Annotated in this window: 23 protein-coding genes; 8 read left to right on the top strand and 15 right to left on the bottom strand. The window is 68.1% G+C overall.

Features of this window, described 5'->3' with window-relative positions; translation table 11 throughout:
* Positions 1-2: 2 nt before the first annotated feature.
* From AC5YGJ_RS00190 to AC5YGJ_RS00130, 13 genes are all read right to left on the bottom strand, one after another.
* Positions 3-839: a phosphatidate cytidylyltransferase gene (locus tag AC5YGJ_RS00190; RefSeq protein WP_107230330.1), complete on the bottom strand. Its 837-nt coding sequence runs from the start codon at positions 837-839 to the stop codon at positions 3-5.
* Entirely contained in the window at positions 836-1,603 is a 768-nt protein-coding gene (gene uppS, locus AC5YGJ_RS00185; protein ID WP_249844585.1) for a polyprenyl diphosphate synthase, read from the bottom strand. Before uppS ends, AC5YGJ_RS00190 begins: the two co-directional genes overlap by 4 nt.
* A 5-nt stretch (positions 1,604-1,608) precedes the next feature.
* Positions 1,609-2,163 (bottom strand): ribosome recycling factor, encoded by a 555-nt coding sequence (gene frr, locus AC5YGJ_RS00180; protein ID WP_049427358.1) that lies wholly within the window; start codon positions 2,161-2,163, stop codon positions 1,609-1,611.
* Positions 2,164-2,259: 96 nt separating this feature from the next.
* On the bottom strand, positions 2,260-2,988 hold the full coding sequence (gene pyrH, locus AC5YGJ_RS00175) for a UMP kinase (protein WP_057497698.1): 729 nt from the start codon (positions 2,986-2,988) through the stop codon (positions 2,260-2,262).
* Between the two features lie 121 nt (positions 2,989-3,109).
* On the bottom strand, positions 3,110-4,648 hold the full coding sequence (locus AC5YGJ_RS00170; RefSeq protein WP_249844584.1) for a sensor domain-containing diguanylate cyclase: 1,539 nt from the start codon (positions 4,646-4,648) through the stop codon (positions 3,110-3,112).
* Between the two features lie 251 nt (positions 4,649-4,899).
* Positions 4,900-5,775, bottom strand: coding sequence for a translation elongation factor Ts (gene tsf, locus AC5YGJ_RS00165; RefSeq protein WP_107230333.1), 876 nt, complete (start codon positions 5,773-5,775; stop codon positions 4,900-4,902).
* Between the two features lie 126 nt (positions 5,776-5,901).
* Entirely contained in the window at positions 5,902-6,708 is an 807-nt protein-coding gene (gene rpsB, locus AC5YGJ_RS00160; RefSeq protein WP_057497695.1) for a 30S ribosomal protein S2, read from the bottom strand.
* Positions 6,709-6,928: 220 nt separating this feature from the next.
* Positions 6,929-7,627, bottom strand: coding sequence for a fimbrial biogenesis chaperone (locus AC5YGJ_RS00155; RefSeq protein WP_496185383.1), 699 nt, complete (start codon positions 7,625-7,627; stop codon positions 6,929-6,931).
* Complete coding sequence (locus AC5YGJ_RS00150; RefSeq protein WP_249844582.1) at positions 7,627-7,971, bottom strand: hypothetical protein; 345 nt, start codon at positions 7,969-7,971, stop codon at positions 7,627-7,629. The genes AC5YGJ_RS00155 and AC5YGJ_RS00150 overlap by 1 nt, the downstream gene beginning before the upstream one ends.
* A 58-nt stretch (positions 7,972-8,029) precedes the next feature.
* The gene (locus AC5YGJ_RS00145) at positions 8,030-9,064 is read right to left on the bottom strand and encodes a Csu type fimbrial protein (RefSeq protein ID WP_309337509.1); all 1,035 of its coding nucleotides are present in this window, start codon (positions 9,062-9,064) and stop codon (positions 8,030-8,032) included.
* Positions 9,061-11,439, bottom strand: a complete 2,379-nt coding sequence (locus tag AC5YGJ_RS00140) for a fimbria/pilus outer membrane usher protein (protein WP_496185382.1) — start codon at positions 11,437-11,439, stop codon at positions 9,061-9,063. The genes AC5YGJ_RS00145 and AC5YGJ_RS00140 overlap by 4 nt, the downstream gene beginning before the upstream one ends.
* Positions 11,440-11,446: 7 nt before the next feature.
* Positions 11,447-12,196, bottom strand: a complete 750-nt coding sequence (locus tag AC5YGJ_RS00135) for a fimbrial biogenesis chaperone (RefSeq protein ID WP_249844579.1) — start codon at positions 12,194-12,196, stop codon at positions 11,447-11,449.
* The gene (locus AC5YGJ_RS00130; RefSeq protein ID WP_249844578.1) at positions 12,196-12,726 is read right to left on the bottom strand and encodes a Csu type fimbrial protein; all 531 of its coding nucleotides are present in this window, start codon (positions 12,724-12,726) and stop codon (positions 12,196-12,198) included. Before AC5YGJ_RS00130 ends, AC5YGJ_RS00135 begins: the two co-directional genes overlap by 1 nt.
* A 230-nt stretch (positions 12,727-12,956) precedes the next feature.
* On the opposite strand from AC5YGJ_RS00130, the gene map reads away from it, so the two are divergent.
* The 6 genes from map to dapE are packed head-to-tail and all read left to right on the top strand — an operon-like array spanning position 12,957 to position 19,829.
* On the top strand, positions 12,957-13,742 hold the full coding sequence (gene map, locus AC5YGJ_RS00125; protein WP_146160116.1) for a type I methionyl aminopeptidase: 786 nt from the start codon (positions 12,957-12,959) through the stop codon (positions 13,740-13,742).
* A 2-nt stretch (positions 13,743-13,744) separates the two neighbouring features.
* On the top strand, positions 13,745-16,372 hold the full coding sequence (locus AC5YGJ_RS00120; protein ID WP_249844577.1) for a [protein-PII] uridylyltransferase: 2,628 nt from the start codon (positions 13,745-13,747) through the stop codon (positions 16,370-16,372).
* Positions 16,372-17,433, top strand: a complete 1,062-nt coding sequence (gene dapD, locus AC5YGJ_RS00115) for a 2,3,4,5-tetrahydropyridine-2,6-dicarboxylate N-succinyltransferase (protein ID WP_249844576.1) — start codon at positions 16,372-16,374, stop codon at positions 17,431-17,433. Before AC5YGJ_RS00120 ends, dapD begins: the two co-directional genes overlap by 1 nt.
* A gap of 2 nt (positions 17,434-17,435) precedes the next feature.
* Positions 17,436-18,302 carry a hypothetical protein gene (locus tag AC5YGJ_RS00110; protein WP_496185381.1) on the top strand — a complete coding sequence of 289 codons (867 nt, stop codon included), beginning with the start codon at positions 17,436-17,438 and terminating at the stop codon, positions 18,300-18,302.
* Positions 18,303-18,333: 31 nt separating this feature from the next.
* Positions 18,334-18,705, top strand: coding sequence for an arsenate reductase (locus AC5YGJ_RS00105; RefSeq protein WP_309337521.1), 372 nt, complete (start codon positions 18,334-18,336; stop codon positions 18,703-18,705).
* Positions 18,702-19,829 carry a succinyl-diaminopimelate desuccinylase gene (gene dapE, locus AC5YGJ_RS00100; protein WP_496185380.1) on the top strand — a complete coding sequence of 376 codons (1,128 nt, stop codon included), beginning with the start codon at positions 18,702-18,704 and terminating at the stop codon, positions 19,827-19,829. Before AC5YGJ_RS00105 ends, dapE begins: the two co-directional genes overlap by 4 nt.
* An 81-nt stretch (positions 19,830-19,910) precedes the next feature.
* Here dapE and AC5YGJ_RS00095 read toward each other — a convergent pair whose 3' ends face one another.
* Positions 19,911-20,789 carry a tetratricopeptide repeat protein gene (locus AC5YGJ_RS00095; protein ID WP_496185603.1) on the bottom strand — a complete coding sequence of 293 codons (879 nt, stop codon included), beginning with the start codon at positions 20,787-20,789 and terminating at the stop codon, positions 19,911-19,913.
* Positions 20,790-21,125: 336 nt separating this feature from the next.
* Here AC5YGJ_RS00095 and asnB point away from each other — a divergent pair, with 336 nt between their 5' ends.
* Together asnB and AC5YGJ_RS00085 are read left to right on the top strand one after the other, a co-directional pair.
* Positions 21,126-22,817, top strand: a complete 1,692-nt coding sequence (gene asnB, locus AC5YGJ_RS00090; RefSeq protein ID WP_249844572.1) for an asparagine synthase B — start codon at positions 21,126-21,128, stop codon at positions 22,815-22,817.
* Between the two features lie 95 nt (positions 22,818-22,912).
* Positions 22,913-24,301: a cation:proton antiporter domain-containing protein gene (locus AC5YGJ_RS00085; protein ID WP_496185379.1), complete on the top strand. Its 1,389-nt coding sequence runs from the start codon at positions 22,913-22,915 to the stop codon at positions 24,299-24,301.
* A gap of 35 nt (positions 24,302-24,336) precedes the next feature.
* Here AC5YGJ_RS00085 and AC5YGJ_RS00080 read toward each other — a convergent pair whose 3' ends face one another.
* A complete protein-coding gene (locus tag AC5YGJ_RS00080) occupies positions 24,337-26,664 on the bottom strand; it encodes a penicillin acylase family protein (RefSeq protein WP_496185378.1) in 2,328 nt (775 codons plus the stop codon).
* Positions 26,665-26,732: the final 68 nt, after the last annotated feature.

Below are 26,732 nucleotides of genomic sequence, written 5' to 3'. Positions count from 1 at the left end.
GGTCAGAACCCGAAGATTTCCTTGCCCAGCGCGAACACGGGCACGGCCGCCAGCACGCCGTCGACCCGGTCCAGCACGCCGCCATGGCCCGGAATCAGGTGGCCCGAGTCCTTGGCGCCGGCGTGACGCTTGATCAGGCTTTCGAACAGATCGCCCAGCACCGAGGCAAACACCGCCACCACCGAGGTGATCAGCAGGCCCGGCAGGTGGGCGCCGTCGATGCCGGCCAGCCAGCCCAGTCCAAGGGCGACGGCGACGCCGGCGATCAGCCCACCGAACAGGCCTTCCCAGGTCTTGTTGGGGCTGATGCGCGGGGCCAGCTTGTGCTTGCCGAACTGTCGGCCGGCGAAATAGGCGCCCGAATCGGCGGCCCAGACCAGTGCCAGTGCCGCCAGCAGCCACAGGTGGCCTTGCTGGCCCGGCGGATCGCCGCCAGCATGGATCAGCACCAGCGCCGCCCAGGCCGGGACGATGGCCAGGGTGCCGGCCAGCATCTTCACGATCCGCGCGGGGGCCGTCGGCTGTGCGCCGAAGTTGAAGAAGCGCAGCCAGACCAGGGCCGCCAGCCACCAGGCAACGCCGGCCAGCGTGGTGATCTGGAACAGCACCAGCGTGCTGCCATCGGCCCAGACCAGCAGCACCATCAGCAGCAGGTTCAGCACCAGCAGCACGGTACGCGCCAGGGTGTCTTCAATGCCGGACAGCTTCAGCCATTCCCACAGGCCGATCAGCAGCACGGCGGCTGCGGCTGCGGCCAGCCACTGCGTCGGCAGCAGCAGGATCGCGGCGATGGCCAGCGGCGCCATGATCAGCGCGGCGAGGACTCGGGTCTTGGTCATGGGCTGGAGGTCTCGGTGGCCAGGGCGGCGATCTGGGCGCTGGTCAGGCCGAATCGACGCTCGCGGCCGGCATAGGCATCAAGCGCCTGCTGCAGCTGGTCGGCATCGAAATCGGGCCACAGCGCCTCGGTGAACCACAGCTCGGTATAGGCCAGTTGCCACAGCAGGAAGTTGCTGATGCGGGTGTCGCCGCCGGTGCGGATGAACAGGTCTGGCGGCGGCAGGTCGGCCAGAGCGACCTGGCGGCCCAGCAGCGACTCGTCGATCTGCTCGGGCAGCAGGCGGCCGGCGGCAACTTCGGCGGCCAGGGCGCGCGCGGCTCGGGCGATATCCTGGCGGCCGCCGTAGCTGGCGGCGATCGACAGGGTGAGCGCGGTGTTGTCGGCGGTGCGTTGCTCGGCCAGCTGCATGCGGCTGACCAGTCCGGCGCCGAAGCGCTCGCGTTCGCCGATGAAGCGCACGCGCACGCCGCGCCGATGCAGCTCGTCCACTTCGCGGTCGAGCGCACCGAGGAACAGCTTCATCAACGCATCGACTTCCTCCTGCGGCCGGCCCCAGTTCTCGCTGGAGAAGGCGAACAGAGTCAGCGCCGGGATGCCCAGTTCAAGGCAGCGCTCGATGGTGCGGTTGACGGCACGCGCGCCGGCACGGTGGCCGATCACGCGCGGGCGGCGACGCTGCTGCGCCCAGCGACCGTTGCCATCCATGATGATGGCAACGTGGCGGGGCAGGGCAGCCGGCAACGGGGGCGGGACTGAAGGCATCGACTTCAGACCGACAGCAGTTCTTTTTCCTTGTCGGCAACGACCTTGTCGACGTCCTTGATGTTGGCGTCGGTCAACTTCTGGATGTCGTCTTCGCCGCGCTTCTTCTCGTCTTCGCTGATCGCCTTGTCCTTGACCAGCTTGGCGATTTCCTTGTTCGCGTCCTGACGGATGTTGCGGATCGCGATCTTGGCGCCTTCGCCTTCCTTCTGCACCTGCTTGGCCAGCTCCTTGCGGCGCTCTTCGGTCGGCGGCGGCATGTTGATGCGGATCGCCGTACCCAGGGTGTTCGGGGTGAACTCGGCGTTGTAGAGGCCCTTTTCGATCTCCTTGATCATGCCCTTGTCGAACGGGGTGACCAGCAGCGAGTGGGCGTCGGCGTTGGAGATCGAGGCAACCTGGTTCAGCGGGGTGCTGGCATTACCGTAGGCATTGACCGTCACGCGGTCCAGCAGGGCCGGCGTGGCACGCCCGGTCCGGATGGAGGTGAGGGTGTGCTTCAGAGCGTCGATGCTCTTGGCCATGCGCGTCTGCGCGTTGTTCTTGATGTCGTTGAGCATCGCCCGGTCCTGGATGTATCTGGAATCGGGCGATTATAGGCGAATACGGGACGCTGCCGGGCCTGGATCGACCCGGCTGTCGCCGCCCGCTCAGGCTCAGGCCGGATCGCGGCCCTGAACCAGGGTGCCGATGTTCTCGCCGCTGAGGATTTTCAGCAGTTCGCCCGGCTGGCCCATGTCGAACACGCGCATCGGCAGATCGCTGTCGCGCGCCAGCGCGAAGGCGGCGGTATCCATCACTTCCAGGCCGCGGCGGATCACTTCGTCGTAGCTGAGGGTGTCAAAGCGGACCGCATCGCTGTGCTTGTTCGGGTCCTTGTCGTACACGCCATCGACCTTGGTGGCCTTCAGCAGCAGGTCGGCACCGATCTCGATCGCACGCAGGGCGGCGCCGGAGTCGGTGGTGAAGAACGGGCTGCCGACGCCGGCTGCGAAGATCACCAGGCGGCCCTTTTCCAGGTGACGGATGGCGCGGCGGCGGATGTAGTCCTCGCACACGTCGTTGATCTTGATCGCGCTCATCACACGGGCCTTGGCGCCGAGCTTCTCCAGCGCGTCCTGCATGGCCAGGGCGTTGATGACGGTGGCCAGCATGCCCATCTGGTCGCCGGTAACCCGGTCCATGCCGCCGGCGGCCAGGCCGGCACCGCGGAAGATGTTGCCGCCGCCGATCACCAGTGCCACTTCGGCACCGGCCTGCTGGGCTTCGATGACCTCGCGGGCCAGGCGGTTGATGATCTTCGGGTCGATGCCGTAGTCCTCATCTCCCATCAGCGCCTCCCCGGACAGTTTCAGAAGGATGCGGCGATAGGCGAGCTTGGACATGGGGACCTCGGGTGCGTGGAAATCGCGGGCGATTCTACGCGCATGCGGCGTCGGGCCATAGTGTTTTGTGCACTGCGGCGCGAAATCCGGCGGTTCACCCCGGTGATGCGGGGCTTCCCGTTCAGCCCAGTTCGGCGCCGGCCGTCGCCGACAGCTCGTCGTGGCCCAGTGCACCGGGGGAGCGTGCGATCACCCGGTTGCGGCCCAGGTTCTTGGAGCGGTACAGCACATCGTCAGCGGCGCGCAGCAGGTCCTGCACATCGGCGAAGCGCTCGTAACCGCCCTGGGTGGCCACGCCGGCGGAGAAGGTGACGAACAGCGGGCCACCTTCCAGCTCGGCCATCGGCGTGGCGACGATGTTGGCCAGGACCCGGCGGATCACGTCCAGGGCCACGGTTTCGCTGGTATTGGGCAGCAGCGCGACGAACTCCTCGCCGCCGAAACGGGCCACGGTGTCGCTGTTGCGCAGCTGGCCCTGCAGCTTGCCGGCGAACGCGCGCAGCACTTCGTCGCCGGTCAGGTGACCGTGGGCATCGTTGATCTTCTTGAAATCGTCCAGGTCGATGAAGGCCACCGACAGCGGCCAGCCCTGGCGCCCGGCGCGCAGGAATTCCTGTTCCAGCACCGCCTCCAGCTGGCGGCGGTTGAGCACCCCGGTCAGGGCATCGCGATGGGCCTGGTCGGCCAGGCGCTTGGCGCGGGCCTCGAACTCGTCGGCGCGGCGGCGCGCCTGGTCGGCATCCTGCAGTTCACGCAGGTTGCGCAGGGTGGCCAGCTCCTGGGCGTGGTCGATCAGCTCGCGCACCCGCATCGGCGAGCTCAGGCCGGCCTCGAACAGGCTGGCGATGTCCGGCAGGGCGTCGCTGATGCGCACCAGCACCTGGTCGAAACGCGCGCTGTCCAGTTCCAGACGATCGTGCACCTGCTGCAGGGCGCGCTCGCGCGCGGCATCGGCATCGTCATCGAGCCAGATGTCGGCCACGGCGCCAGACAGCTGCACGCAGGCCTGGAACGCCGATCCGGCGGCATCCTGGTCTTCGCTGTGGCTGATGCTCTCCACCAGATAGCGCGGCAGGCCCCACTGCTCGGCCACCCAGGCGCCCACGTCGGCATGGCTGCAGCCCAGCGCGTCACGCTCACGGGAGACCAGGTCGATGTTGTCGCGCGCATCCCGCAGCAGGGGCAGATAGCGCTCTGATTCGGCCTGGGCCAGGCACAGCACGCCCAGGTCCTGCAGCAATCCGGCCAGCATCAGCTCCTCCAGCCGGCGCAGCCCTCGCGCCTGGCCCAGCTGGCTGGCCGCCAGTGCACTGAGGATGCTGCGCTTCCACGCGCGCTGGCGCAGGTCGTGGTCGGCACCGCTGCCGCCGGTCAGCCCCTGGGTGACGGTGAAGCCGAGGGCGAGGCTGATCGTGGCATTCAGGCCGAGCATGGTCAGCGCCTGGCCGAGGTTCTCGATCCGGCGGCGGCTGGCGTACAGCGGTGAATTGGCGATGCGCAGCATGCGAGCGCTCAGCGCCATGTCGATGGCGATGATGTCGGCGGCGGTGGCGATGTCCGCTTCCGGGTCCTGCGCCAGTTCGATGATGCGCAGGGCAATACCGGGCGGCGAAGGCAGGTTGCGGCAGAGCGCCAGGGCAGCTGTCAGCTCGGGAGGCATGTCGGGTCGTTCAATTCCATTAGGACAAGAATACCTAGGAATGCATCACAGTCCGCGATTTTCGTTCCTGTTAGGTGACTGTCGATTCCCTGCGCCGAGTATCGGCTTGATTGGTGCGTAACGCAAAGGTGCGGGTGTCGGTGTGCGCACCAACGGTGCGCACCCACCGGTGGGGTGCAGTCACAGGCACAAAAAAAGAGCCACGGTTTCCCGCGGCTCCTTCTGGTTGCTTCACAGCCGGAGGGCTGGAATCAGACCTGCATCGCCTTGGCAACTTCGGCGGCGTAGTCTTCCACCACCTTCTCGATGCCTTCGCCGACGACCAGCAGCTTGAAGCCGGCCACGTCGGCGCCAGCGGCCTTGACCACCTGCTCGACGGTGGTGTCGCCCAGCACGTAGGTCTGGCCGTACAGGGTCACGTCGCTGACGATCTTGTTGATCTTGCCGCTGATGATCTTTTCCAGGATGTCGGCCGGCTTGGCCTTGTCCTTCTCGGACATCTTGGCCAGCTCGATTTCCTTTTCCTTCTCGACGAAGTCGGCCGGAACGTCCGCAGCCTTGTTGTGCGGCGGCTTCAGCGCGGCCACATGCATGGCCAGGCCACGGGCCAGCTCGACGTCGCCGCCGACCAGGTCGACCAGCACGCCGACCTTGCCGTTGGTGTGCACGTAGGCGCCGACGGTGTTGTTGCCGTCCACCTTCACCAGGCGACGGATCTGGATGTTCTCACCCAAGGTCTGCACGGCGGTGGCACGGGCTTCTTCAACGGTGCGGCCATCGGCCAGCTTGGCGGCCTTCACGGCTTCGACGTCGTTGGCGTCCGTGGCCAGGGCGGCAGCGGCGACAGCGTTGACGAAGGACTTGAAGTTGTCATCGTTGGCGACGAAGTCGGTTTCCGAGTTGACTTCGACCAGCACGGCCTTGCCGCCGTCCTGGGCCAGGCCCAGACGGCCTTCGGCGGCCACGCGGTCAGCCTTCTTGTCGGCCTTGGCGGCGCCGGACTTGCGCATGGCTTCAGCAGCAGCGTTGATGTCGCCGTTGGCTTCAGTGAGCGCCTTCTTGCATTCCATCATGCCGGCGCCGGTGCGCTCGCGCAGTTCCTTGACCAGGGAAGCAGTGATTTCCACGGGATTACCTCACGAAAGAAAGGGGTTGGGCCGGCATGGTGGCCGGCCCGTGTGACACAGTCCTGTCACGCGCCAAGGGCGGCATGCAGGGAGGGTGGGCGCCGGGCGTCCACCCCGGGGCCTGGATCAGGCCTGGGCGTCGTCGCCCTTCTTGGCAGCCTTCTTGGCCGGCGCGCGGCGGGCCGGCTTGTCTTCGCCTTCAGCGGCGGCTTCAGCGAACTCTTCTTCGCGCACCGAAGCGGCGTGCGGTGCAGCAGCCTTGCCTTCCAGCACGGCGTCGGCAGCGGCGCGGGCGTACAGCTGCACAGCGCGGATGGCGTCGTCGTTGCCCGGGATGGCGTAATCAACCAGTTCCGGGTTGTAGTTGGTGTCGACCACGGCGATGACCGGGATGCCCAGCTTCTTGGCTTCCTTGATCGCGATGTCTTCGTGGCCGATGTCGATCACGAAGATGGCGTCCGGCAGACGGTTCATGTCCTTGATGCCGCCCAGCGAGGCTTCCAGCTTGTCGCGCTCGCGACGCAGGCCCAGCACTTCGTGCTTGACCAGCTTCTCGAAGGTGCCGTCGGTTTCGCCGGCTTCCAGTTCCTTCAGGCGGGCAACCGACTGCTTGACGGTACGGAAGTTGGTCAGGGTGCCGCCCAGCCAACGCTGGTTCATGAACGGCATGCCGCAACGCTCGGCTTCTTCACGAATGGTTTCGCGGGCGCTGCGCTTGGTGCCCAGGAACAGGACGGTGCCGCGCTTCTGGGCCACCGACGAGATGAAGTTCATCGCGTCGTTGAACAGCGGGACGGTCTTTTCCAGGTTGATGATGTGGATCTTGCCGCGGGCGCCGAAGATGTACGGAGCCATCTTGGGGTTCCAGTAGCGGGTCTGGTGGCCGAAGTGGACGCCGGCTTCCAGCATCTGACGCATGGTGACCTGGGGCATTGCAATACTCCTGATGGGGAACCTGCGCTTCCGCCCGCGGTAATAGGTATGCGGGACGCGTGGAAACGCGATGGGTTCCGGGGTTGGGCTTCCCTGTTGCCTCCGTGGCCGAACTCCTTGCGGAGCACCCCGGCACGGATGGGGGCAGCAGGTGTGGATTCACCGGTGACGTCCGGTGTGGACGGGGTCCCGCGCACGCTGGCGGCAGGAATCCGGTCGATTATAGCCCGCTTGGCGCGCCCGCTGCAATTGCGGGGTCCGGCGCGGTCAGCTCGACCTGGCGGCCATCCTGCAGATGGGCCTGGAAACGCCCGCCATGGTAGCCGTTCGGCCGGGGCGGCAGCGCCCAGCGGCGCTCGTGCCCGGCCAGCAGATAGCCGGCCAGCCCCGGTAGCAGCAGGGTGCGCTGGCCGTCTTCGGCAACGAACACCAGGTCATGCAGGCGGGCGTGCAGCGGCCCGGCGTTGTTCAATCGCAGATGGGGCTGCGACGCGTCGGCGTCGAGCCGGGCCTGTACGCGGGGTTGCGCCTGCGGTGCGGCCTGGCCGCGGAACAGCGGGAGTGAGTAGCGGGGCAGGCCGGCCCCGCTGGGCTCCAGCACGATGCGATAGGCCTGTTCACCGGCCACGGGCTCGGGTCGGCCGGGCAGCAGCCAGACGCGCTGGCGGACGCCCGGGGCGAGATCGAGCTGGATCGGGCTGGCCAGGATCTGCCCGGTCGGGCGCAGCCGCTCGGCATCCACCTGTTGTTCCCAGGCCAGCACCCGCACCTGGCCCTGCCAGTGGCCGGGGCCGGGGTTGTACAGCCACAGCTCGGTGCGGCCACCTTCGACGGGCAGCTGCAGGGTAGTGGGGGACAGGTCCAGTGCAGCGGCGGGCATGGCCAGCAGCGACGCCAGGAGGATCAGCGCCACACGCATCAGTAGATGACGGTCACGGCAGGCACCGGGTCTTCGTTGGCGGGCGGTGGTGCCAGATCGCGGACCTGGGCGGGCAACTGCGGCGCGTCACTGCGTTGCTGCGGAACCGGGCAGCGGCGGCTGCCGGCCTCGCCGCTGCAGGCGTCCACCACGGTGAGCCGGATCTGCAGCGGCGTGGTGCCCGGTTCAGCCCATGCGGGTGTGCTGGCGAACAGTATCGCCCCGATCAGAAATACGCGAACCACCCGCCAACCACCCTGCGTCAGGACTCGCTGCGCGGTATCGGCCGGATCGGCCGGAACTGTAGAGTCGAGCTTGCTCGACTGCGCCAGGCCAGCATCCACGCATGGGTGGATCTACCGGAACCCCGTAGTAGGTGCAGACCGTTGGTCTGCACGCCCATCAATAGGTAATCGTCACCTGCACCAGGTCGTTGTAGGTGCCTGCCGGTGGCTGGCCGCTGACCGGCGGCACCCGGCCATAGATGGTCAACTGCTGCGCGCTGCCGGTTCCGGTGCCGCTGGCGGTATCGACGGTCAGCGTGTTGCCCCAGCGCTGGGTGCGGGTGGAATCGCGGTACAGCTCGTAGGTGAGGTAGTAGGTGCTGCCGCCGATGGTGGTGGCCATGCGCCGGGTGCTGGTGGCTGCGGGATTGTTCTGCCCGTTGTTGAGGCTGACCTGGTAGGCGGTGTTCTTCAGGCAGGTCAGGGTCAGCGTCGCGGTCTGGTCGATGTTGGCAGGAATGCCGCCGGTGACAGTGCCGAAGTTCATGTTGGTGGTGACGTAGCTGCCGCACTGCGGCAGCACATTGGCGGTGGCGGTGAAGCTGAAGGCCGCGCTGGCACTGTTGGTGCCGGTGGCACCGCCGTTGCAGGTGGCCGGGACGGTGGCGGTGCCGAGCAGTACTTCGTTCCAGGCCCAGGTGAGCACCACGTTCGCCCCGCTGAAGGTGCTGCTGTAGGCACCGGAAGCCAGCACCTGGTTGGCCGGGATCTGCGCGAACAGCTGGGTGGCCTGCGCGCCACTGCCGCCGGTCAGCAACGGCACGTTGTAGGTCATGGTCAGTTCCTGTGCCGGCGGCGTGCCGCGCGGGGCCAGCCCGGTCACCTGGCTGAAGTTGGAGGTGTTGTAGAGCTGGAAGTTCATGCTGTCGCTGGCGCTGGTCTTCATCGTCCGCCAGGTGGAGCTGCTGCCGCCGCCGCTGCCGGCACCGATGCCCACGCAGACCCGCACGCCGGTGGTGGCCAGCAGGCTCAGCGCGGCGGTGGTGCAGGTCACCGTGATGTTGAGCGTGCCGGTGGTCGCGCCAGGTGCATTGCTGTTGACGTTGCCGAACGGCAGCGTCGGGTCGGCGATGGCGGTGCACACGGCGGTGGCGCGCGCTGGCGCCGCCGCCAGCAGGCCAGCGATCAGCAGCAGGCCCAGCAGCACCCTCATGGCGCCACCTCCGGGATGCACGCCAGCGGTGCTGGCTTCGGCCGCGCGCCGGACGCCACCACCTTGGGCAGGTCCGGTACCTTCACCCGGCATTGCCCGCCGCTGGTGGTGATGTACAGCACGCTGCCGGCGGCCACGTCCTCCAGGTACAGCAGGCCGTCATAGCCCACCAGCGCCTGCCGCCCATCGGGCAGCTGCACTTCGCTGCCCACCTCCAGCGGCTGCCCGTCCATGCTGTGCAGGGTCAGGCTCAGCGAGGGCCGCGAGCGCAGTTCGAAGGTCACCCGCGTGCCCGCGCGCTGGCGTGGGGTCACCCAGTCTTCGATGCGGTCGGCGCGCATGTCCTCAGGCAGGTCCAGGGTGTCGATCGAGACCCGGTTGCGCTGCCAGGACAGCAGTGGGCTGACCAGCAGCAGGCCGCGATCATCGGTCACGCCGATCAGCCGGTTCTCCAGCCGCACCGGCACGCCGCCCACGCCGTTGGTGCTGATCACCGCGAACGCGTCGGAAACCTCGCGGGTTGCAAAGGCATGCCCGCCCATCCACACCAGGCTGCCGCTGGCGCTGGCGTAGGCATAGTTCAGGCCGCCCTGGCGCGAGGCGCCAAGCGAATAGCGGCCGACATCGTTGAGGATGCCGACTTCGGCCAGGCCGCCGTTGCCATCCTCGCCGTGGCGTACCTGTGCGCGCCAGCCGACGCCGCCGGCGCTGCCATCGCCGGGCACCGGCTGGGTGACATCGGCCACCCAGCTCTGGCTGTCGCCGTTGCGTTGGCTGGACAGGCTGGCCTGGCGGTTGTTGCCCAGGCTGGCGGTGACGGACAGATAGAGGCTGCGGTCATCGCTGTTGTCCAGGTTCTGGTTCAGCGACAGGTAGGCCGACCAGCGCTGGCTCCAGCTGCGCGACCAGAACAGGCTGGCGTAACGGTTGTCCTCGCCGTCGGGGTAGCGCAGGCGCAGGTAGCTGGCGCTGAGCGTGCCCAGCCGCAGCAGGTCGACGCCGACCGTGGCCTGGTCGCTGATGTCTGGTGGCAGGTTGCCCTGCAGTGCGCCCAGGTCGCGATAGTCGCCGTGGCTGCGCACGCTGCGCAGGTTGAAATTGAAGCGGCGGTTGTTCCAGCTGTAGCCCAGTGCCCATTGCCCGCCCTGCAGGCCGTGGTAGTCGCTGCGCGCGTAGGCGGCATTGAACACCCCCGCGCCGCCGAGCAGCCACCAGCCGCCGAGACCGGCCTGGGCCAGGCCACCGCCGCCTTCGGCATGCGCTTCGCCGGTAAAGGTATCGCTGACGCCGCCGCGCCAGCTGGCACTGGCCACGGTGCGATCGTCGTAGGCAAAGGAGCGTTGCCCGAAATCCTCGCGCAGGCGGCCGACGCCGACCGACCAGTCCGACAGGCCCTTGGCCAGCAGCTGCTGGGTGCCGTAGAAGCTGAAATCCAGGGTCTGCATGCGGCCGAACGCGTCGGTCACCACCACCTGTGCGGTGCCGGTACCGCTGATGCCGGGCTGGGCGCCCAGCTGGAACGGGCCGACCGGCACCTGGCCGCTGTACTGGCGCAGGCCATCGACGTACAGCTCGACGGTGGACGGCACCACCGCCTGGCCGAGGAAGCTGGGCGTCGGTGTCAGCACGCGATAGGGCTGCAGGCCGTAGTTGCGGCCGATCTGCAGGCCGCCCAGGCGCACCGGTCGGGTCCAGTCGACAAAGCCGCTGTAGAAGTCGCCGACGTCCAGGGTCAGCGCCTGGTCAGGGAAATCCAGGCTCCAGCGGGTGTCCAGGCGCACGCTCTCGCCGCGCCAGCGACGATCGCCGGGCTGCTGGTAGCGGCGGCTGACCGCGGTGTTCTCGAAGGTACCGTTGCCGATGCCGAACAGGCGCAGTTCCGAGCTCAGGCTGAGATTGCCGAGCGTATCCACGTGGCTGCCATACACGTCGTAGTTGAGCAGCAGGCCCGGTGAGGCCGTGCCGGCCAGTGCACGGGTCTGTGGGCGGCTGAGCACGGTGGTCGGCAGGGTCAGCTGGTCCAGCGGCACGTCCAGTGCCAGCGTCTGCATGTGCGCGTCGTAACGCACCACCGCGCCGCTGATCTGGTCCAGGTAGACCGGGGCATCACCGCTGGCATTGAAGCCGAGCTGGCGCAGCACCTCGGGGCTTGCCTGCAGGCGGCCACGGTTCTCGGTGAACGGCAGCAGGCCGCGCGGCGTGCTGTTGAGCGAAACATCCAGGTACAGCGTCTGGCTGGCGGTCAGCGGCGTTGGCGGTGGCAGGATTGCATCGGCTGACACGCCCGATACGTCTGCGGCCCCGGCGGCCGCGATACCGGGCACATCGGCGGCCTCGGTCGCCGCAGGAGCCAGGGCAGCCAACAGCGCGCCCATCAACGCCTCAGCGAGCCGGTGGTGGCGACAGTGGCGTCTGTTCCGACTCGCCATTGAGCTTGGCCGTGATCTGGTCGTTGTCGCGGTCGATCGCGATACGCTCGATCGGCCAGCGCATCACCTGTCCGGGCAGCACATAGCCCAGCAGCCCCGGATGCACGATGCGTGGCCGCTGCGTGCTGCCCAGCGCGAGATCGGCGATCTGCGCATAGCTGTTGCCGGTGTTGGCCACTTCCACCCCGTTGCGGCCGTCCTCCAGCCGCACCAGGCGCGCGGCCAGCTGTGGCGCGAGCTTGCCGCCGGAGGGCTGCACGAATACCGGGATCGAATAGCGCAGCACGAATTGCATGCCGTTGGCGCGGGTCGCCAGGTCGGGCACTTCGTCGACGATCAGCCGGTAGTAGCGCTGGACCTCCGGCGGCTGGTTGACCGGACGCATCACCCGCACCAGCTGTTGCTGGCCGGCGGCCAGTTCCTGCATCGGCGGGGTGGCCAGCAGCTCATCGGTGGGCAGCAGCTGTTCCTGCCCATCCTGCTGTACCCAGCGGAACACGCGCACCTGCAGCCTGACCGGCGAGGTGCCGCTGTTGGTCAGCCACAGTTCGCCTGCGCGCTGGCGGGCTTCGAGCTGCAGGCTGGTGGGGGCGACCTGCAGGCTGGTGGCGCCGGCGGCGGTGGCGAGCAGCAGGCTCAGGGCGAGCAGCGCCACGCCGGTGGCGCGCCACGGGCGGGGTCCGGCCATGCGGGCGTGCTCCATCAATAGGTGATCGTGGCGGTGACCGTATCCAGGTAGTTGCCGGTGGCCGGGTTGTTGGTGCTCAGGTTCAGGATCTGGCCGTAGACGATGTAGGGCACCGCCAGGCCGGTGCCGATGCCGGCCTGGGTGTTGGTGCCGGTGGTGGCGCCCCAGACCAGGGTGTGCGCGGCGTCCTGGTAGAGCTGGTAGCCGACATAGTTGTTGGCGGTCACAGCCGCATTGGTGTTCTTCATGCGGCGGGTGGTGACGTCGTTGGCCGTGCTGGCGTTGGCGCCGGCGTTCAGCGAGATCGTGTATGGGGTCAGCGCCGAGCACTGCGCGGTCACCGTGCCCTGGCCCAGGGTGGGGGTGGCGGTGGTCGATGCGGCGGTGCCGAAGTCAACGTTGGTGGCCGCTGCGGCGGTGATGGTGCAGGCCTTGGTGACCACCAGGGTGACGTTGAAGGTGGTGGTGTCGGCCGCCAGCGCCGGACCGCTCAGCAGGAGCGCCCCCAGGGCCCAGGCAAGCGGGGAACGAAGCGGGGATCGCATGGACAACCTCCCTGACCCGAAGGTCCGTTGAACAAGGCGAAGGCGGCATGTTCGGTGCCGCTTTGACGACGGTGGCCGCCAGCTTGTGCGGCTAAGTGTCTGTAATCCGTGATAAATAGTGATCCGAAAGGGCGAATCCCATCACGCTTTCACTTTCCTTGCCGGAACCGTGCACGGCCCGCAACGCCAGTTGGGTGGCGTTCGTTCAGATTGCGGCCGGATCGGCGATAATGGGCGCCATGAGCGTGAATCTGAAAACCCCGCAGGAAATCGAGATGATGCGCGTCGCCGGCCGCCTGGCCAGCGAAGTGCTCGACATCGTCACCCCCCACGTCAAGCCCGGTGTCACCACCGAGGAACTGGACCGCATCTGCCACGACCACATCGTGAACGTGCAGGGCGCCATTCCGGCCAACGTCGGCTACCGCGGCTTCCCCAAGACCGTGTGCACTTCGGTCAACAACGTCATCTGCCACGGCATTCCCAGCGAAGGGAAGGTGCTCAAGGATGGCGACATCATCAACATCGACGTGACCGTCATCAAGGATGGCTGGCACGGCGATACCAGCCGCATGTATTTCGTCGGTACGCCGTCGGTGATGGCCCGCCGCCTGGTGGAAGCCACCTATGAAGCGATGTGGCGCGGCATCCGTGCGGTGCGCCCGGGTGCGACCCTGGGCGACATCGGCCATGCCATCCAGAGCTATGCCGAAGGCGAACGCTTCAGCGTGGTGCGCGAGTACTGCGGCCACGGTATCGGCAAGGTCTACCACGACGAGCCGCAGGTGGTGCATTACGGCCGCCCGGGCCAGGGCCTGGTGCTGCAGCCGGGCATGACCTTCACCATCGAACCGATGATCAACGAGGGCACCCGCTACAACAAGGTGCTGCCGGATGGCTGGACCGTGGTGACCAAGGACCGCAAGCTGTCGGCGCAGTGGGAGCACATGATCGCGGTCACCGAGACCGGCGTGGACGTGCTGACCCTGTCGCCGGGCGAATCGCAGGTCGCCTGACCATGCTGCCGGCGGGTTCACTGCTGGACGCGCCGGCCGATTCGCTTGACGATTCCGAATGGGCGTCTGCCGCACGGCAGGCGCTGCAACAGGCCGATGCGCGCCTGTACCGACGCTTCGACCAGGGCGACAACATCGAGCGCCTGCTGGCGCTGCGCGCGCGTGCGGCCGACCATCTGATCCGCCTGGCCTGGCAGCGCTGCCTGCCGGCCGACAGTGGACTGTCGCTGTTCGCGGTGGGCGGCTATGGCCGCGGCGAGCTGTTCCCGCGGTCGGACATCGACCTGCTGGTGTTCGGTGACGCGCAGGCACAGCTCGCTCATGAGCCCGCATTGGCACGCCTGTTCGCGCTGCTGTGGGACTGCGGGCTGGCGGTCAGCCATGCCGTGCGCTCGGCCGCGCAGTGCCGCCAGGCCGCTGCCGACCAGACCGTGCTGACCGCGCTGATCGAGGCGCGTCCGATCCTGGCCGACGATGCGGCACGCCGCGCGTTGCGCGAAGCGATCGACGATCGCGAACTGTGGCCGGCGCGGACCTTCTTCCTGGCCAAGCTGGAAGAACTGCGCAACCGCCACCAGCGTTTCGGTGATACCGCCGACAACCTGGAGCCGGACCTGAAGGACGGCCCGGGTGGCCTACGTGACCTCAACACGCTGGGCTGGATGGCGCTGCGTGCGTTCGGCGTGCGCGATCTGGAGGCGCTGGTCGGGCTCGGCCACCTGGGCGCCGACGAAGCGGCTGCATTGAAGCGCGAGCGCGCGGTGCTGGCGCGGCTGCGCTTTGGCTTGCACCTGGTGGCGCGCCGCCCGGAAGAGCGCCTGCGCTTTGATTACCAGAAGACCCTGGCCGCGCGCCTGGGCTTCGAAGACGACGCCGAGAATCTGGGTGTCGAAAAAATGATGCAGGGCTTCTACCGCGCTGCATCGGTGGTGCGCCGGATCAGCGACCGCCTGCTGCAGCGCTTCGAGGAGCAGTTCGATGGCGAGGCGCAGCCGGAACCGCTGACCGTGGGTTTTTCGCTGCGCCGTGGTTACCTGGCCGCGAACGAGGCCGACTGGCCACGCGCGGATATCGGCCAGGTGTTCGCGCTGTTCGCCAGCTGGGCCAACAACCCGCAGGTGCGTGGCCTGCATTCGCTGACCGCGCGCGCGCTGGCCGAATCGCTGCCGCTGCTGCCGGCCTACGACCAGGCCGACACCGATGCGCGCGAGCAGTTCATGACCCTGCTGCGTGGTCAGCGCCCGGTCGATACGCTTTCGCGCATGGCGCGGCTGGGCGTGCTTGGCCAGTGGATCCCGGCGTTCGCCCAGGTCAGCGGGCGCATGCAGTTCGACCTGTTCCATGTCTACACCGTGGATCAGCACACGCTGATGGTCCTGCGCAACATCGGTCAGTTCGCCAGCAGCCGCGCCGACGAGCGCTTCTCCATCGCCCATGAAGTCTGGCCGCGCCTGCGCAAGCCGGAGCTGCTGCTGCTGGCCGGGCTGTTCCATGACATCGCCAAGGGCCGCGGCGGCGATCACTCCGAGCTGGGCGCGGTGGACGCGCGTGCGTTCTGCCAGGCGCATGCGTTGAGCGTGACCGACACCGAACTGGTGGCCTGGCTGGTCGAGCAGCATCTGCGCATGTCGGTGACCGCGCAGAAGCAGGACATCGCCGATCCAGAGGTGATCCATCGTTTCGCCACCCTGGTCGGCAGCCGCGACCGCCTGGACTACCTGTACCTGCTGACCTGCGCCGACATCGCCGGCACCAGCCCCAAGCTGTGGAACGCCTGGAAGGACCGGCTGCTGGCCGATCTGTACTTCGCGACACGGCGCGCATTGCGCGAGGGACTGGAGCATCCGGTGCCGGCCGCCGAGCGCGTGGCCGAGGCGCGCGACAGCGTGCGCGCGCTGGTGCGCGAACAGGGCTACGACGACGCCACCATCGACCGCCAGTTCGCGGTGATGCCTGACGAAGGCTTCATCCGCCTGCGCCCGGAACAGCTGGCCTGGCAGGCTGCCGCACTGGTGCCGGTGAAGCAGGGCCAGGCCCTGGTGAAGGTGCGCCGGATCAGCGTCGACGACCCGGCGCTGGAAGTGTTCGTGCATTCGCCGGACCGCGACGGTCTGTTCGCCGCCATCGTGATGACCCTGGACCGCAAGGGCTACGGCATCCACCGCGCGCGCGTGCTCGATGGTCCGGCTGAGACCATTTTCGATACGTTTGAAGTGAGCCCGGCCGATACGTTTGCCGATGGCAGCAGCGCCAATCTGGAAGCGGCACTGCGCGAAGCGCTCGGTGGCGATCTGGCCCGCCTGCGGCCGTCACGCCGGGTCGTGCCACGCCAGCTGCGCCACTTCCGTTTCGCCCCGCGCATCGAGTTCCGCGATGAACCCGGCGCGACCCGCTTTGCCCTGGTCGCTCCCGACCGTCCCGGCCTGCTGGCCGACGTGGCGTTCGTGCTGCGCAACCAGGGTCTGCGCGTGCACGACGCGCGCATTGCCACATTCGGCGAACGCGCCGAAGACACCTTCGTGATCAGTGACGAACACGACCTCCCCCTGACTGAACCTGCCCGGCAGCAGCTGCATGACGCGATGCTGGCCTGCCTGGACCCTGATCGAAACGCCGGAGACCCCGCCTGATGGCCACCAAGCCTGTGAAGAAGACTGCTGCCACCACCAAGAGTGCAGCGGCCAAGAAATCTGCCGCCATGCCGGCCGCGAAGAAGGCCGCGGCGCCGAAGAAAGCCGCAGCGGTGAAGGCCCCGGCGAAGAAGGTGGCTGCGCCGAAGAAGGCCCCGGTCAAGAGCGCCGAAGCCGCACGCGCCGAAACCATCGCCCGCAAGTCGCTGCGCAAGCCGCCGGTGCCGGGCGTGGAAGAGCTGAAGTTCGGCATCGAGAGCGCCTTCGAGCGCCGCGCCACGCTGACCCTGCACGAGCTGGAAGGCTCCACCCGTCCGCTGGTCAACCGGGTGATCGATGGCCTGGAAACCGGTGAATTCCGTGTGGCCGAGCCGGACGGCCACGGCGGCTGGAAGGTCAACGAGTGGCTGAAGAAGGCGGTGCTGCTGTACTTCCGTGTCAATGACATGGCGGTGGTCGACGCCCGCCCGGCGCCGTTCTGGGACAAGGTCGAATCGCGTTTTGCCGGCTATGACGAAGCGAAGTTCCGCCGCGCCGGCGTCCGCGTGGTGCCGGGGGCGATCGCCCGCCGCGGCACGTACTTCGGCAAGGACGTGGTGCTGATGCCGAGCTTCACCAACATCGGCGCCTACGTCGGCGAAGGCACCATGGTCGATACCTGGGCCACCGTCGGCTCCTGCGCGCAGATCGGCCAGCATTGCCACCTGTCCGGCGGTGCCGGTATCGGCGGCGTGCTGGAGCCGCTGCAGGCCAGCCCGACGATCATCGAAGACCACTGCTTCATCGGCGCGCGTTCGGAAGTGGTGGAAGGCGTGGTGGTCGGCCACCACAGCGTGATCGGCATGGGCGTGTTCCTCAGCCAGAGCACCCGCATCTACAACCGCGCCACCGGCGAAATCACCTACGGCTACATCCCGCCGTACAGCGTGGTGGTGTCCGGCTCGCTGCCGAGCAAGGACGGTACCCACTCGCTGTACTGCGCGGTGATCGTCAAGCAGGTTGATGCCAAGACCCGCAGCAAGACCAGCGTCAACGACCTGCTGCGCGGCCTGGCCGACTGAAGGTGACCGCGCCGCAGGACCTGGCGCAGTCTGCGATCTACCGGCACCCGTCCGACAGCCTGTTCGGGCGGGTGCTGCCGCGCCTGCTGCACGCGGTGCAATGGACCCGGCTGCGCCGCGCGCTGTCGCGGCGCTGGCCGATGCCGGCGCTGCTCAGCGACGTGCGCGACGTGGTCTACGTGAGCTGGTGGGTCGATGTGCGCCATGCACCGCCGCCACCGCCAAGCCATCACTACGTGGTGCATGAAGGGCGCACGCCGTACACCATCCTCAGCTACCGCCACGGTCATTTCGGGCCCGCACTGGCCGGCCCGCTGCGCGCATTGATGCCGTCGCCGCGGCAGAGCAACTGGCGCTGGTACCTGCGCCGCGATGACGATCCGGAAGGCACACCGGTGGTGCTGTTTGATCGCAACGTGATGGACCAGCTGGCCTTCGTCGCCGGCGCGCGCGCGTTCAGCGATGCCATGCAGCCCCATCTGTCCGCCCGCTTCGCGCATGTGCTCGACGCCGATGGCGCGGGCCACACATTGATCGAGAGCGGGCAGGGCAGTGCGCCGGCGTTGCATCTGCGCTGGCAGGCTGCCGCAGGGTGGAGCGCGGCCGGGTGGTCGGCCGCCTTCGGTGGCGATGAGGCCCTGCTGCGTTTCCTGACCTGCCAGGACGAGGCCATCGCCCGCACCTGCGACCACCGCTGGGCCAGTACCCGCATCGCCCTGCCGGTGGCCGTCGACACCTTGCAGCCGCTGCGCCTGTCGGGCGAACTGCAGTGCCCACACCTGCAGGCGATGGGCGTGGCGCTTGAATCGGGCCTGGCCTTCCGTTTGCCGAGGGTGCCGTTCCGGGTCGTGTCCGAGCGCCTGTTGTGAGATTCTGGCCCTCTGTTTTCCAGCATCACAGATGGCCATGAGCACCACTGTCTACGGTTTGAAGAACTGCGATACCTGCAAGAAGGCGACCAAGTGGCTGGATCGCTTCGGTGTGCCGTATACCTTTGTCGATTACCGCGATAACAAACCGAGTCCGGAGACGCTGCTGGAATGGGCCGCGCAGCTGGGCGGGCTGGCGGCGATGGTCAACAAGTCCTCCACCACCTGGCGGCAGCTGCCGGACAACCGCAAGGCGGCCGAGTCCGATGCCGAATGGAAGCTGCTGCTGCGCGAGTACCCGCAGTTGATCAAGCGCCCGCTGGTGGTCACCGCCGATGGCACGGTCAGCCAGGGCTTCAGTGACAACGGCTTCAAGGCACGCTTCGGCGTGGGCAGCGCATGAGTGCCGTTCTCGACCTGGCCTGCGAGCTGATCGCGCGGCCCTCGGTGACGCCCGATGATGCTGGCTGCCAGGGGTTGCTGGCCGCACGCCTGAAGCAGGCCGGGTTCCACTGCGATCACCTGCGCCTGGGCGAGGTCGACAACCTGTGGGCGACCCACGGCAGCGGGGCGCCGGTACTGGTGCTGCTCGGCCACACCGACGTGGTGCCCACCGGGCCGCGCGAGGCCTGGACCAGCGACCCGTTCACGCCGACGATCCGTGACGGCGTGCTGTATGGCCGCGGTACGGCCGACATGAAGGGCAGTGTGGCCGCGTTCGTGGTTGCGGCCGAACAGTTCGTCGCCGCGCACCCCGATCATCCCGGCACACTGGCGGTGCTGCTGACCAGTGACGAAGAGGGCGATGCCATCGACGGGGTGCGTCATGTCGCGCGGCTGTTCGCCGAACGTGGCCAGCGCATCGACTGGTGCATCACCGGCGAGCCGTCGTCGACCGCGACGCTGGGCGACCTGTTGCGGGTCGGCCGCCGTGGCAGCCTGTCGGCCAAGTTGCGCGTGCAGGGCGTACAGGGCCATGTGGCCTACCCGGAAAAGGCACGCAACCCGATCCACCAGGCGGCGCCGGCACTGGCCGAGCTGAGCGCACGGCGCTGGGACGGCGGCTACGAGAGCTTCCCGCCGACCAGCCTGCAGATCTCCAACATCCACGCCGGCACCGGCGCCAACAACGTGATTCCCGGCGAACTCGAAGTGGATTTCAACATCCGCTACAACCCGCACTGGGATGCGCCGAAGCTGGAAGCGGAGATCACCGCGCTGCTGGACCGGCATGACCTGCAGTACACGCTGAAGTGGCATCGCAGCGGCGAGCCGTTCTACACCCCGGAAGGCACGCTGCGGGCGGCCGCGCGTGCGGTGCTGGCCGAGCACATCGGCCGTGCACCGGAAGAAAGCACCGGCGGCGGCACGTCCGATGCGCGCTTCATCGCGCCGTTGGGTGCGCAGTGCATCGAAGTGGGCCCGGTCAACGCCAGCATCCACCAGGTGGACGAGAACGTGCGCGTGGACGAGCTGGAAGCGCTACCGGGCCTGTATCAGCGACTGGTGGAACGGCTGCTGGTGTGAGGTCGGCAGGCCTTCCTGTAGAGCCGAGCCATGCTCGGCTGATGTTCCCCGATAGAAGCAGCCGAGCATGGCTCGGCTCAACTATTCCGAGAAAAGGAAGAACGGCGGCTTGATCGCCTTTTCCCAGTAACTCGGCGCCGCCATGTAGAAGCGCTGCGCCTCGGCCCTGGCAAACCAGCCGGCCGCCGCAGCGGTATCCTTCTCCACACCCGGCGCACTCCGGCCCAGCAGCAGCCCGGCGAAGTACTGCCCAAACACGTTGCCCTGCTCGCCGGCACGCTGGTACAGCAGCAGGGCTGCCGCGGGATCGCGCGGCAGGCCCACGCCGCTTTCCAGCAATGCCCCCAGATCCACCTGCGCCTCGGCGTCGCCGCGATCCGCACGCCGTTGGAGGCGGGCGACCAGCGGGTGCACCGCATCGCCTTGCGGCGTCACGGCATCCGGCAATCGCGAGGAGCGGCTCGGATAGCGCTGGTAGATCATCGCGCGCAGGTCCCAACGCAGAGCCTGCTGCGCGTCGCCCTGCTGGCGATAGGCAGCAGCCAGTTCCTGGAACGCGTAGGGATTGCCGTGATTCGCCGCGGCCCGATAGGCGCGCTCGCCGCGTCGCCACGAGGCACGCAGCACCGGTGCAGGATCGATGTGCGGACAGTCGGCATGCCGCAGCGCGCCGGAGGTCCAGATCCGGCCCAGTGCTTGTTCTGCCTTGGTGTTGTGGAAGGTCCAGGGCGTGACCGCTGCGGCGCGCTCGTAGTAGGCGACCGCACGCGGATCGTTGAAGCGTTCGAAGGTCTGTGCGGTTTCCCAGGCCCCCTCGAAACTGCCGTCGTTGCCGCGGCGTTCCAGCGCCTGCAGCTGGGCCGCAGGCAGGCGCGAAGGCACGGGCAGGGTCTGGCAGGCGGCCAGGCCCAGGCAGAGCAGGGCGGCCAGTACGGCGGTGCGTCCAGTGCGGTGTTGCATTTCCATTACACAGTGCAGGGGGGACCATTATGCGCTTCACCTGTGGTTGCCGACGCAACTGTTGCGCCGCGCGAAGAACCGGGGTAGGGTCAGTGCCATGTCGATCCGCCTGGCCACCGCCGTCAACAACAACAACCGCAATAATCTGCGCGCGAATAATCGTGCGCGGCCGATGCGGGACTGCGCCCTGGGTAGATAGACAGCAACACACGCCCGGACACCAGAAAACCCGCATCGGCCGATGCGGGTTTTTTTGTGCCCGGGCGCAGCCTTCCCGGGCCTGGATGGCCGGTCGAACACCCTCCCTTCATGAAGTCCCCCAACAGGAGCTCTGCCATGTGTTCGATCTTCGGAATCTTCGGCCTGCAGGCCGGTGACGATCTTCCCGCCCTGCGCCGCCACGCGCTGGAACTGTCGCAGCGCCAGCGCCACCGGGGTCCGGACTGGAGCGGCGTATACCTCGACGAAGGCGCCTTGCTGGTGCACGAACGGCTGGCCATCGTCGATCCGGCCGGTGGCTCGCAACCGCTGTTGTCGGCCGATGGCCAGCTGGCGCTGGCGGTGAACGGCGAGATCTACAACCACCAGCAATTGAAGGCCGCGCTGACCACCGCCTACGACTTCCAGACCGGTTCGGACTGCGAAGTGATCAACGCGCTGTACCGCCAGGGCGGGTCGCCGACGCAGTGGCTGGAGCAGCTCAACGGCATCTTCGCCTTTGCGTTGTGGGACCGCGACAGTGGCCGCGTGCTGGTGGCGAGGGATCCGGTCGGCGTGGTGCCGCTGTACTGGGGCCACGATGCGCAGGGGCGCCTGCGGGTGGCCTCGGAAATGAAGGCGCTGGTCGATTCCTGCGCCGATGTCGCGCAGTTCCCGCCGGGTCACTATTTCGACAGCGCCAGCGGCGAACTGGTGCGCTACTACCAGCAGCCGTGGCGTGAGTATGCGGATGTGCAGGGCCGCCAGGCCGACCTCGCCGAACTGCGGCAGGCCTTCGAGCACGCGGTCGAGCGCCAGCTGATGAGCGACGTGCCGTATGGCGTACTGCTGTCCGGTGGCCTGGATTCATCGCTGGTGGCCGCCGTGGCCGCACGCTACGCGCGCCGTCGTATCGAGGACGGCGGGCAGACCGAAGCCTGGTGGCCGCGCCTGCACTCGTTCGCGATCGGGCTGAAGGGTTCGCCCGACCTGGCCGCTGCCGCAGTTGCCGCCGAAGCGCTGGGCACCGTGCACCACGGCTTCGAATACACCTTCGAAGAAGGCCTGGACGTGCTGCCGGAAGTGATCCGGCACATCGAAACCTACGACGTCACCACCATCCGCGCATCGACGCCGATGTTCCTGCTGGCGCGGCGGATCAAGGCGATGGGGGTGAAGATGGTGCTCTCCGGCGAGGGCAGCGACGAGATCTTCGGTGGCTACCTGTATTTCCACAAGGCGCCGGATGCGCGCGAATTCCACGACGAGCTGGTGCGCAAGCTCGATGCCCTGCACAACTACGATTGCCTGCGTGCCAACAAGTCGATGATGGCCTGGGGCGTGGAGCCGCGCGTCCCGTTCCTGGACCGTGAATTCCTCGATGTGGCGATGCGTTTCGATGCTGCGCACAAGATGGTCGGCGCGGGGTTCGGTGGCCGTCGCATCGAGAAGGCGGTGCTGCGCGAGGCGTTCGATGGCTATCTGCCGGACAGCATCCTGTGGCGGCAGAAGGAGCAGTTCAGCGATGGCGTCGGCTACGGCTGGATCGACGGGCTGAAGGCGCATGCCGAAGCGCAGGTGAGCGACCGTGTGCTGGCGGCGGCCGACAAGCGCTTCCCGCACAACCCGCCGCAGACCAAGGAGGCGTACTACTACCGCCACCTGTTCGAGCAGTTCTTCCCGAGTCGTGCGGCTGCCGAGACGGTACCGGGCGGCAAGTCGATCGCCTGTTCCTCGCCGGCGGCGATCGCCTGGGATGCCAGCTTCGCGGCGGCGGCCGACCCTTCCGGACGCGCGATCGCCGGCGTGCACGAACAAGCCTTGGCGTAATGCTTCCGCCGGGCCACGCCCGGCGAGCACAAGGAGAACTCAATCCCCTCCATCCCCTTTCTGCGACGTATCATCGGCGCCCTGCACATTGGGGAATGTTCATGGACGTACCGCGCGGGAGCCCGGCGCCGCCGATGAAATGGGGCTGGCGCTATCTGGCCTGGGCCGGCGTGCCACTGCTGGCCGGCGTGCTGCTGGCCCGCTATGCCGGGCCCGATGCACCGCAGGCGGTGGCTCGTGCCACCGCCGCCACCGAAGGCGGCTGGGCGCAGCATCTGGCCTCTCCCCTGGGCCTGTTCCTGCTGCAGCTGTTGGTGCTGTTGCTGGTGGCCAAGGGCGCCGGCGCGCTGCTGAAGCGGTTGGGCCAGCCGGCGGTGATCGGCGAGATGGCGGTCGGCCTGATGATGGGCCCACTGGTGCTGGGCAGCGTGCTGCCGCAGCTGCATGGGGCGCTGTTCCCGGCCACTTCGCTGGGGCCGCTGGGCATGCTCAGCCAGCTGGGCGTGCTGATGTTCCTGCTGGTGGCCGGTGCCGAGCTGGATCTGGCTGCGCTGCGCGGGCGACGGCGTTTTGCCTTCACGGTCAGCCATGCCGGCATCGCGGTGCCGTTCGTGCTTGGCGTCGCGCTGGCGATCTGGTTGTACCCGCAACATGGCCCGCAGGGAGTGGGCTTCACCGCATTCGCGCTGTTTGTCGGCATCTCGATGAGCATCACCGCGTTCCCGGTGCTGCTGCGCATCCTCGCCGACCGTGGCATCACCCAGACATCGTTGGGCCAGACCGCCATCGCCTGCGCCGCCTTGGGCGACGCCACCGCGTGGTGCCTGCTGGCGCTTATCGTTGCCGCGGCCCAGGCCAGCGGCTGGCTGCCGGCCAGCCTCAACCTGCTGTGCGTGGTGGCGTTCGTGGCGTTGATGCTGGGGCTGGTGAAGCCGTGGTTCGCCCGCCAGCAGATCGCAGCGGGCCGCGAAGGGCGTTGGCTGCTGGGCATCCTGCTGCTGTCGCTGGCCAGCGCGCTGGTTACCGAAATGCTCGGCATCCACGCCTTGTTCGGTGCGTTCGCCGCCGGCGTGGCGGTCTCGTCCAACACGCCGCTGCGCGAGCTGCTGATGGCCCGCGTCGAACCGTTCGCGGTAACGCTGCTGCTGCCGCTGTTCTTCGCCATGACCGGCCTGCGCATGCGTGCCGATGCGCTGCAGGCCAGCGATATCGTGCTGTGCGTGGTGGTGATCGTGGTGGCCACGGCCGGCAAGCTGCTGGGCACCTTCAGTGCGGCGCGCAGTGCCGGCATGCCCACGCGTGAAGCCTGGCGGTTGGGTGCATTGATGAACACCCGTGGCCTGATGGAGCTGATCGTGCTCAACCTGGGCTACGAGCTGGGGCTGCTCGGCGACCGCCTGTTTGCCGTGCTGGTGATCATGGCGCTGGTGACCACGGCGATGACCGGGCCGCTGTTGAACCTGATCGAGCGGCGTAGAAGCTGACCCGGTAGCGCCGCGTGGGCATGTGAGCGCCGCCGTCAGCGCGCTGGCACCAGCGTCATGGTGTGCTGCGCCTTGCCGGGCAGGAATGGGGTCGGGCGGCCATGCACCCAGTCTTCGTGGCCGGCGCCCCAGTACGGCGACAACGGGTGCCCGCTCTGGCCGCCGGGCATGTGCACGATGCCGTCGGCCTCGTGGCCGGGCGATACCACCATGCGCTGGGAGGCGCCGAAGTTCGGCGTCTGCACGCGCGGCATGTCGCGGTCGCCGGGCAGGCGGTCGGCCGGCATGCACAGCCAGCGCTTGGCGAACCCGGGCAGCGCGCGTGCGATCGGGTGGCAGATCGCCGCGGTATTGCGCTCGCCCCAGGTACGTTGGGCCAGCGGTCCTTGCTGTGACAGCTCAGCTTCGGTACGCCGGGCAGCATCGAGCAGCAGCGCGTCCCAGCTGTCGTATGCCGGTGGCAGCAGGTTGGCCGGGCGCTGTTGCAGCATCGGCCAGGCCACGCCTTCCAGCTGCGCCAGGCGCGGCTCCAGGAAGTCCTCGCCGAGCTGCGCATGGGCAGGCGCCAGCAGCGCCGCGGACAGCGTGTCCATCACGTTCGAACGGAATTCGCGCACCACCCGGTAGCTCACCGAACTGGCCGAGGCGCGGCCGCCCCATTGGTGGCTGGCCGCCTTCAACCGCTTCAGTGCCGGATCGTCGCTGCGCTCGATGACGTCGTGCAGCAGCGCCCACCAGCGCTGCAGGAACACCGCACGGTCATCGAGCTGGATCGCCAGCAGATCGTGTTCGTCGAAACGCTCCTGCATCGCCAGCAGATCGCGGATCTGGCGCGCACGTGCGCCGAGGTCGTATCCACCATCACCGGCGATGGCCAGCGCCTCACCGTCGAGCACGCGACCGTTGGCCGTCCACAGGCGATGGCCTGGCGGGTCGATCAAGGCCGGTGCGGCGTCGCTGCGCAGCGGCCATGGCGCGCACTGTTGGTTGCTGGCGGCGGTGAAGCCGGCGGGTGCGCAGCCGGGTCCGCGATCCGGACGCGCACCGATCAGGCGCCAGGCGATGCGGCCGCTGCGGTCGGCGATCACCAGGTTCTGCGCGGGGATACCGGCGTGGTCGGCGAAGTGCAGGGCGCCATCGAGATCACCGGCGCGGGCCAGATCGCTGAAATCCAGGCGTACTGCGCCGGGCAGATGGGCCACCCAGCGCAGGGCATCGCCACTGCCATCGACATGGGTGTGCAGGAGCGGTCCCCAGGCTGTCTCGCGCACCGGAAACACCACGTCGGCCTGGCCCGCCACGGCGATGCGCTCCTGATGCACGGTAACGGCGGCGTTGGCCGGTTCCGTACGGTAATCGGCGGTGTCGATGTAACTGTTGGTGAAGCCCCAGGCGATGTGGCCGTTGCTGCCGACGATCACCGCCGGCAGGCCGGGCAGCGAGAAGCCGCTGACATCGACCTGGCCGCCGGCGGCCTGCGGGTCGGGATAGCGCAGCCGCACCCGGAACCACAGGCCCGGTGCGCGCAGGCCCAGATGCATGTCGTCGGCGACGATTGCACGGCCGTCGGCGGTGAGCGCACCGGCCACGGCAAAGTTGTTGCTGCCAACGACGTCGGCCTCGTCCTGCGCGGTGCCCGGCGTTGCCTTCAGGCTGCGCAGATCGAGCTGGCTGGCGTCGGGCAGGGCGGCGTTGCCGGTCGGTTGCCCGAACAGCGGGGCATCCCATTCGGTGCCATCGTGGGCAAGCAGGGCGTACAGCGGCGGCGGCACCACCGCACGGATGCGGCTCATCGCCAGCTCGGTACGGTTGTCCGGGTCCTGCAGGTCGGCATACATGGCCAGCCCGGCCAGCACGCTGTCGCTGGCCTGCCACGGTTGCGGTGCCTGCCGCAGCAGCAGGTAGGCCCAGGGGCGCACGGAGAGATCGGCCAGGCCCTCATTGACCCCACCGACATAGGCGCTCACAGCTTCGATGTTGCCGCCCAGCGCAGCCTGCATGTTCGCCTCGGTGCGTGCGCGCAGCCGATGCACGCGCATGCGCTTGTCGGCCTCGATGGCCTTTGGCCCGAACAGGGCCGACAGCTCACCGGCGGCACTGCGCCGCATCAGGTCCATCTCGAAGTAGCGTTCCTGCGCATGCACGCGGCCCAGTGCACGCATGGCATCGGCCTGGCTGCCGGCGGTGATGGTGACCACGCCCAGCGCATCGCGCTCGACGGTGACCGGCCCGGCCAGGCCGGGCAGGGGGCGCTCGCCGTCCAGGTCGGCCAGGCTGCCGCGCAGCAGCAGCCACAGGACCAGGACGGTGGCCAGCACGATGGCGATCAGCACGCCCAGCATCCAACGCCATGTACGTCGCATCGCACGTCCTTTCCGAACTCGTGGGTCGATTGTAGCCGCAGGCGCAACTGCGACTGATTCCGATTAGA

This window comes from Stenotrophomonas sp. CS3K5 (assembly GCF_059515225.1).
The sequence above is the reverse complement of the archived record's forward strand: the minus strand, read 5'-3'. Positions and strand labels throughout refer to the sequence as shown.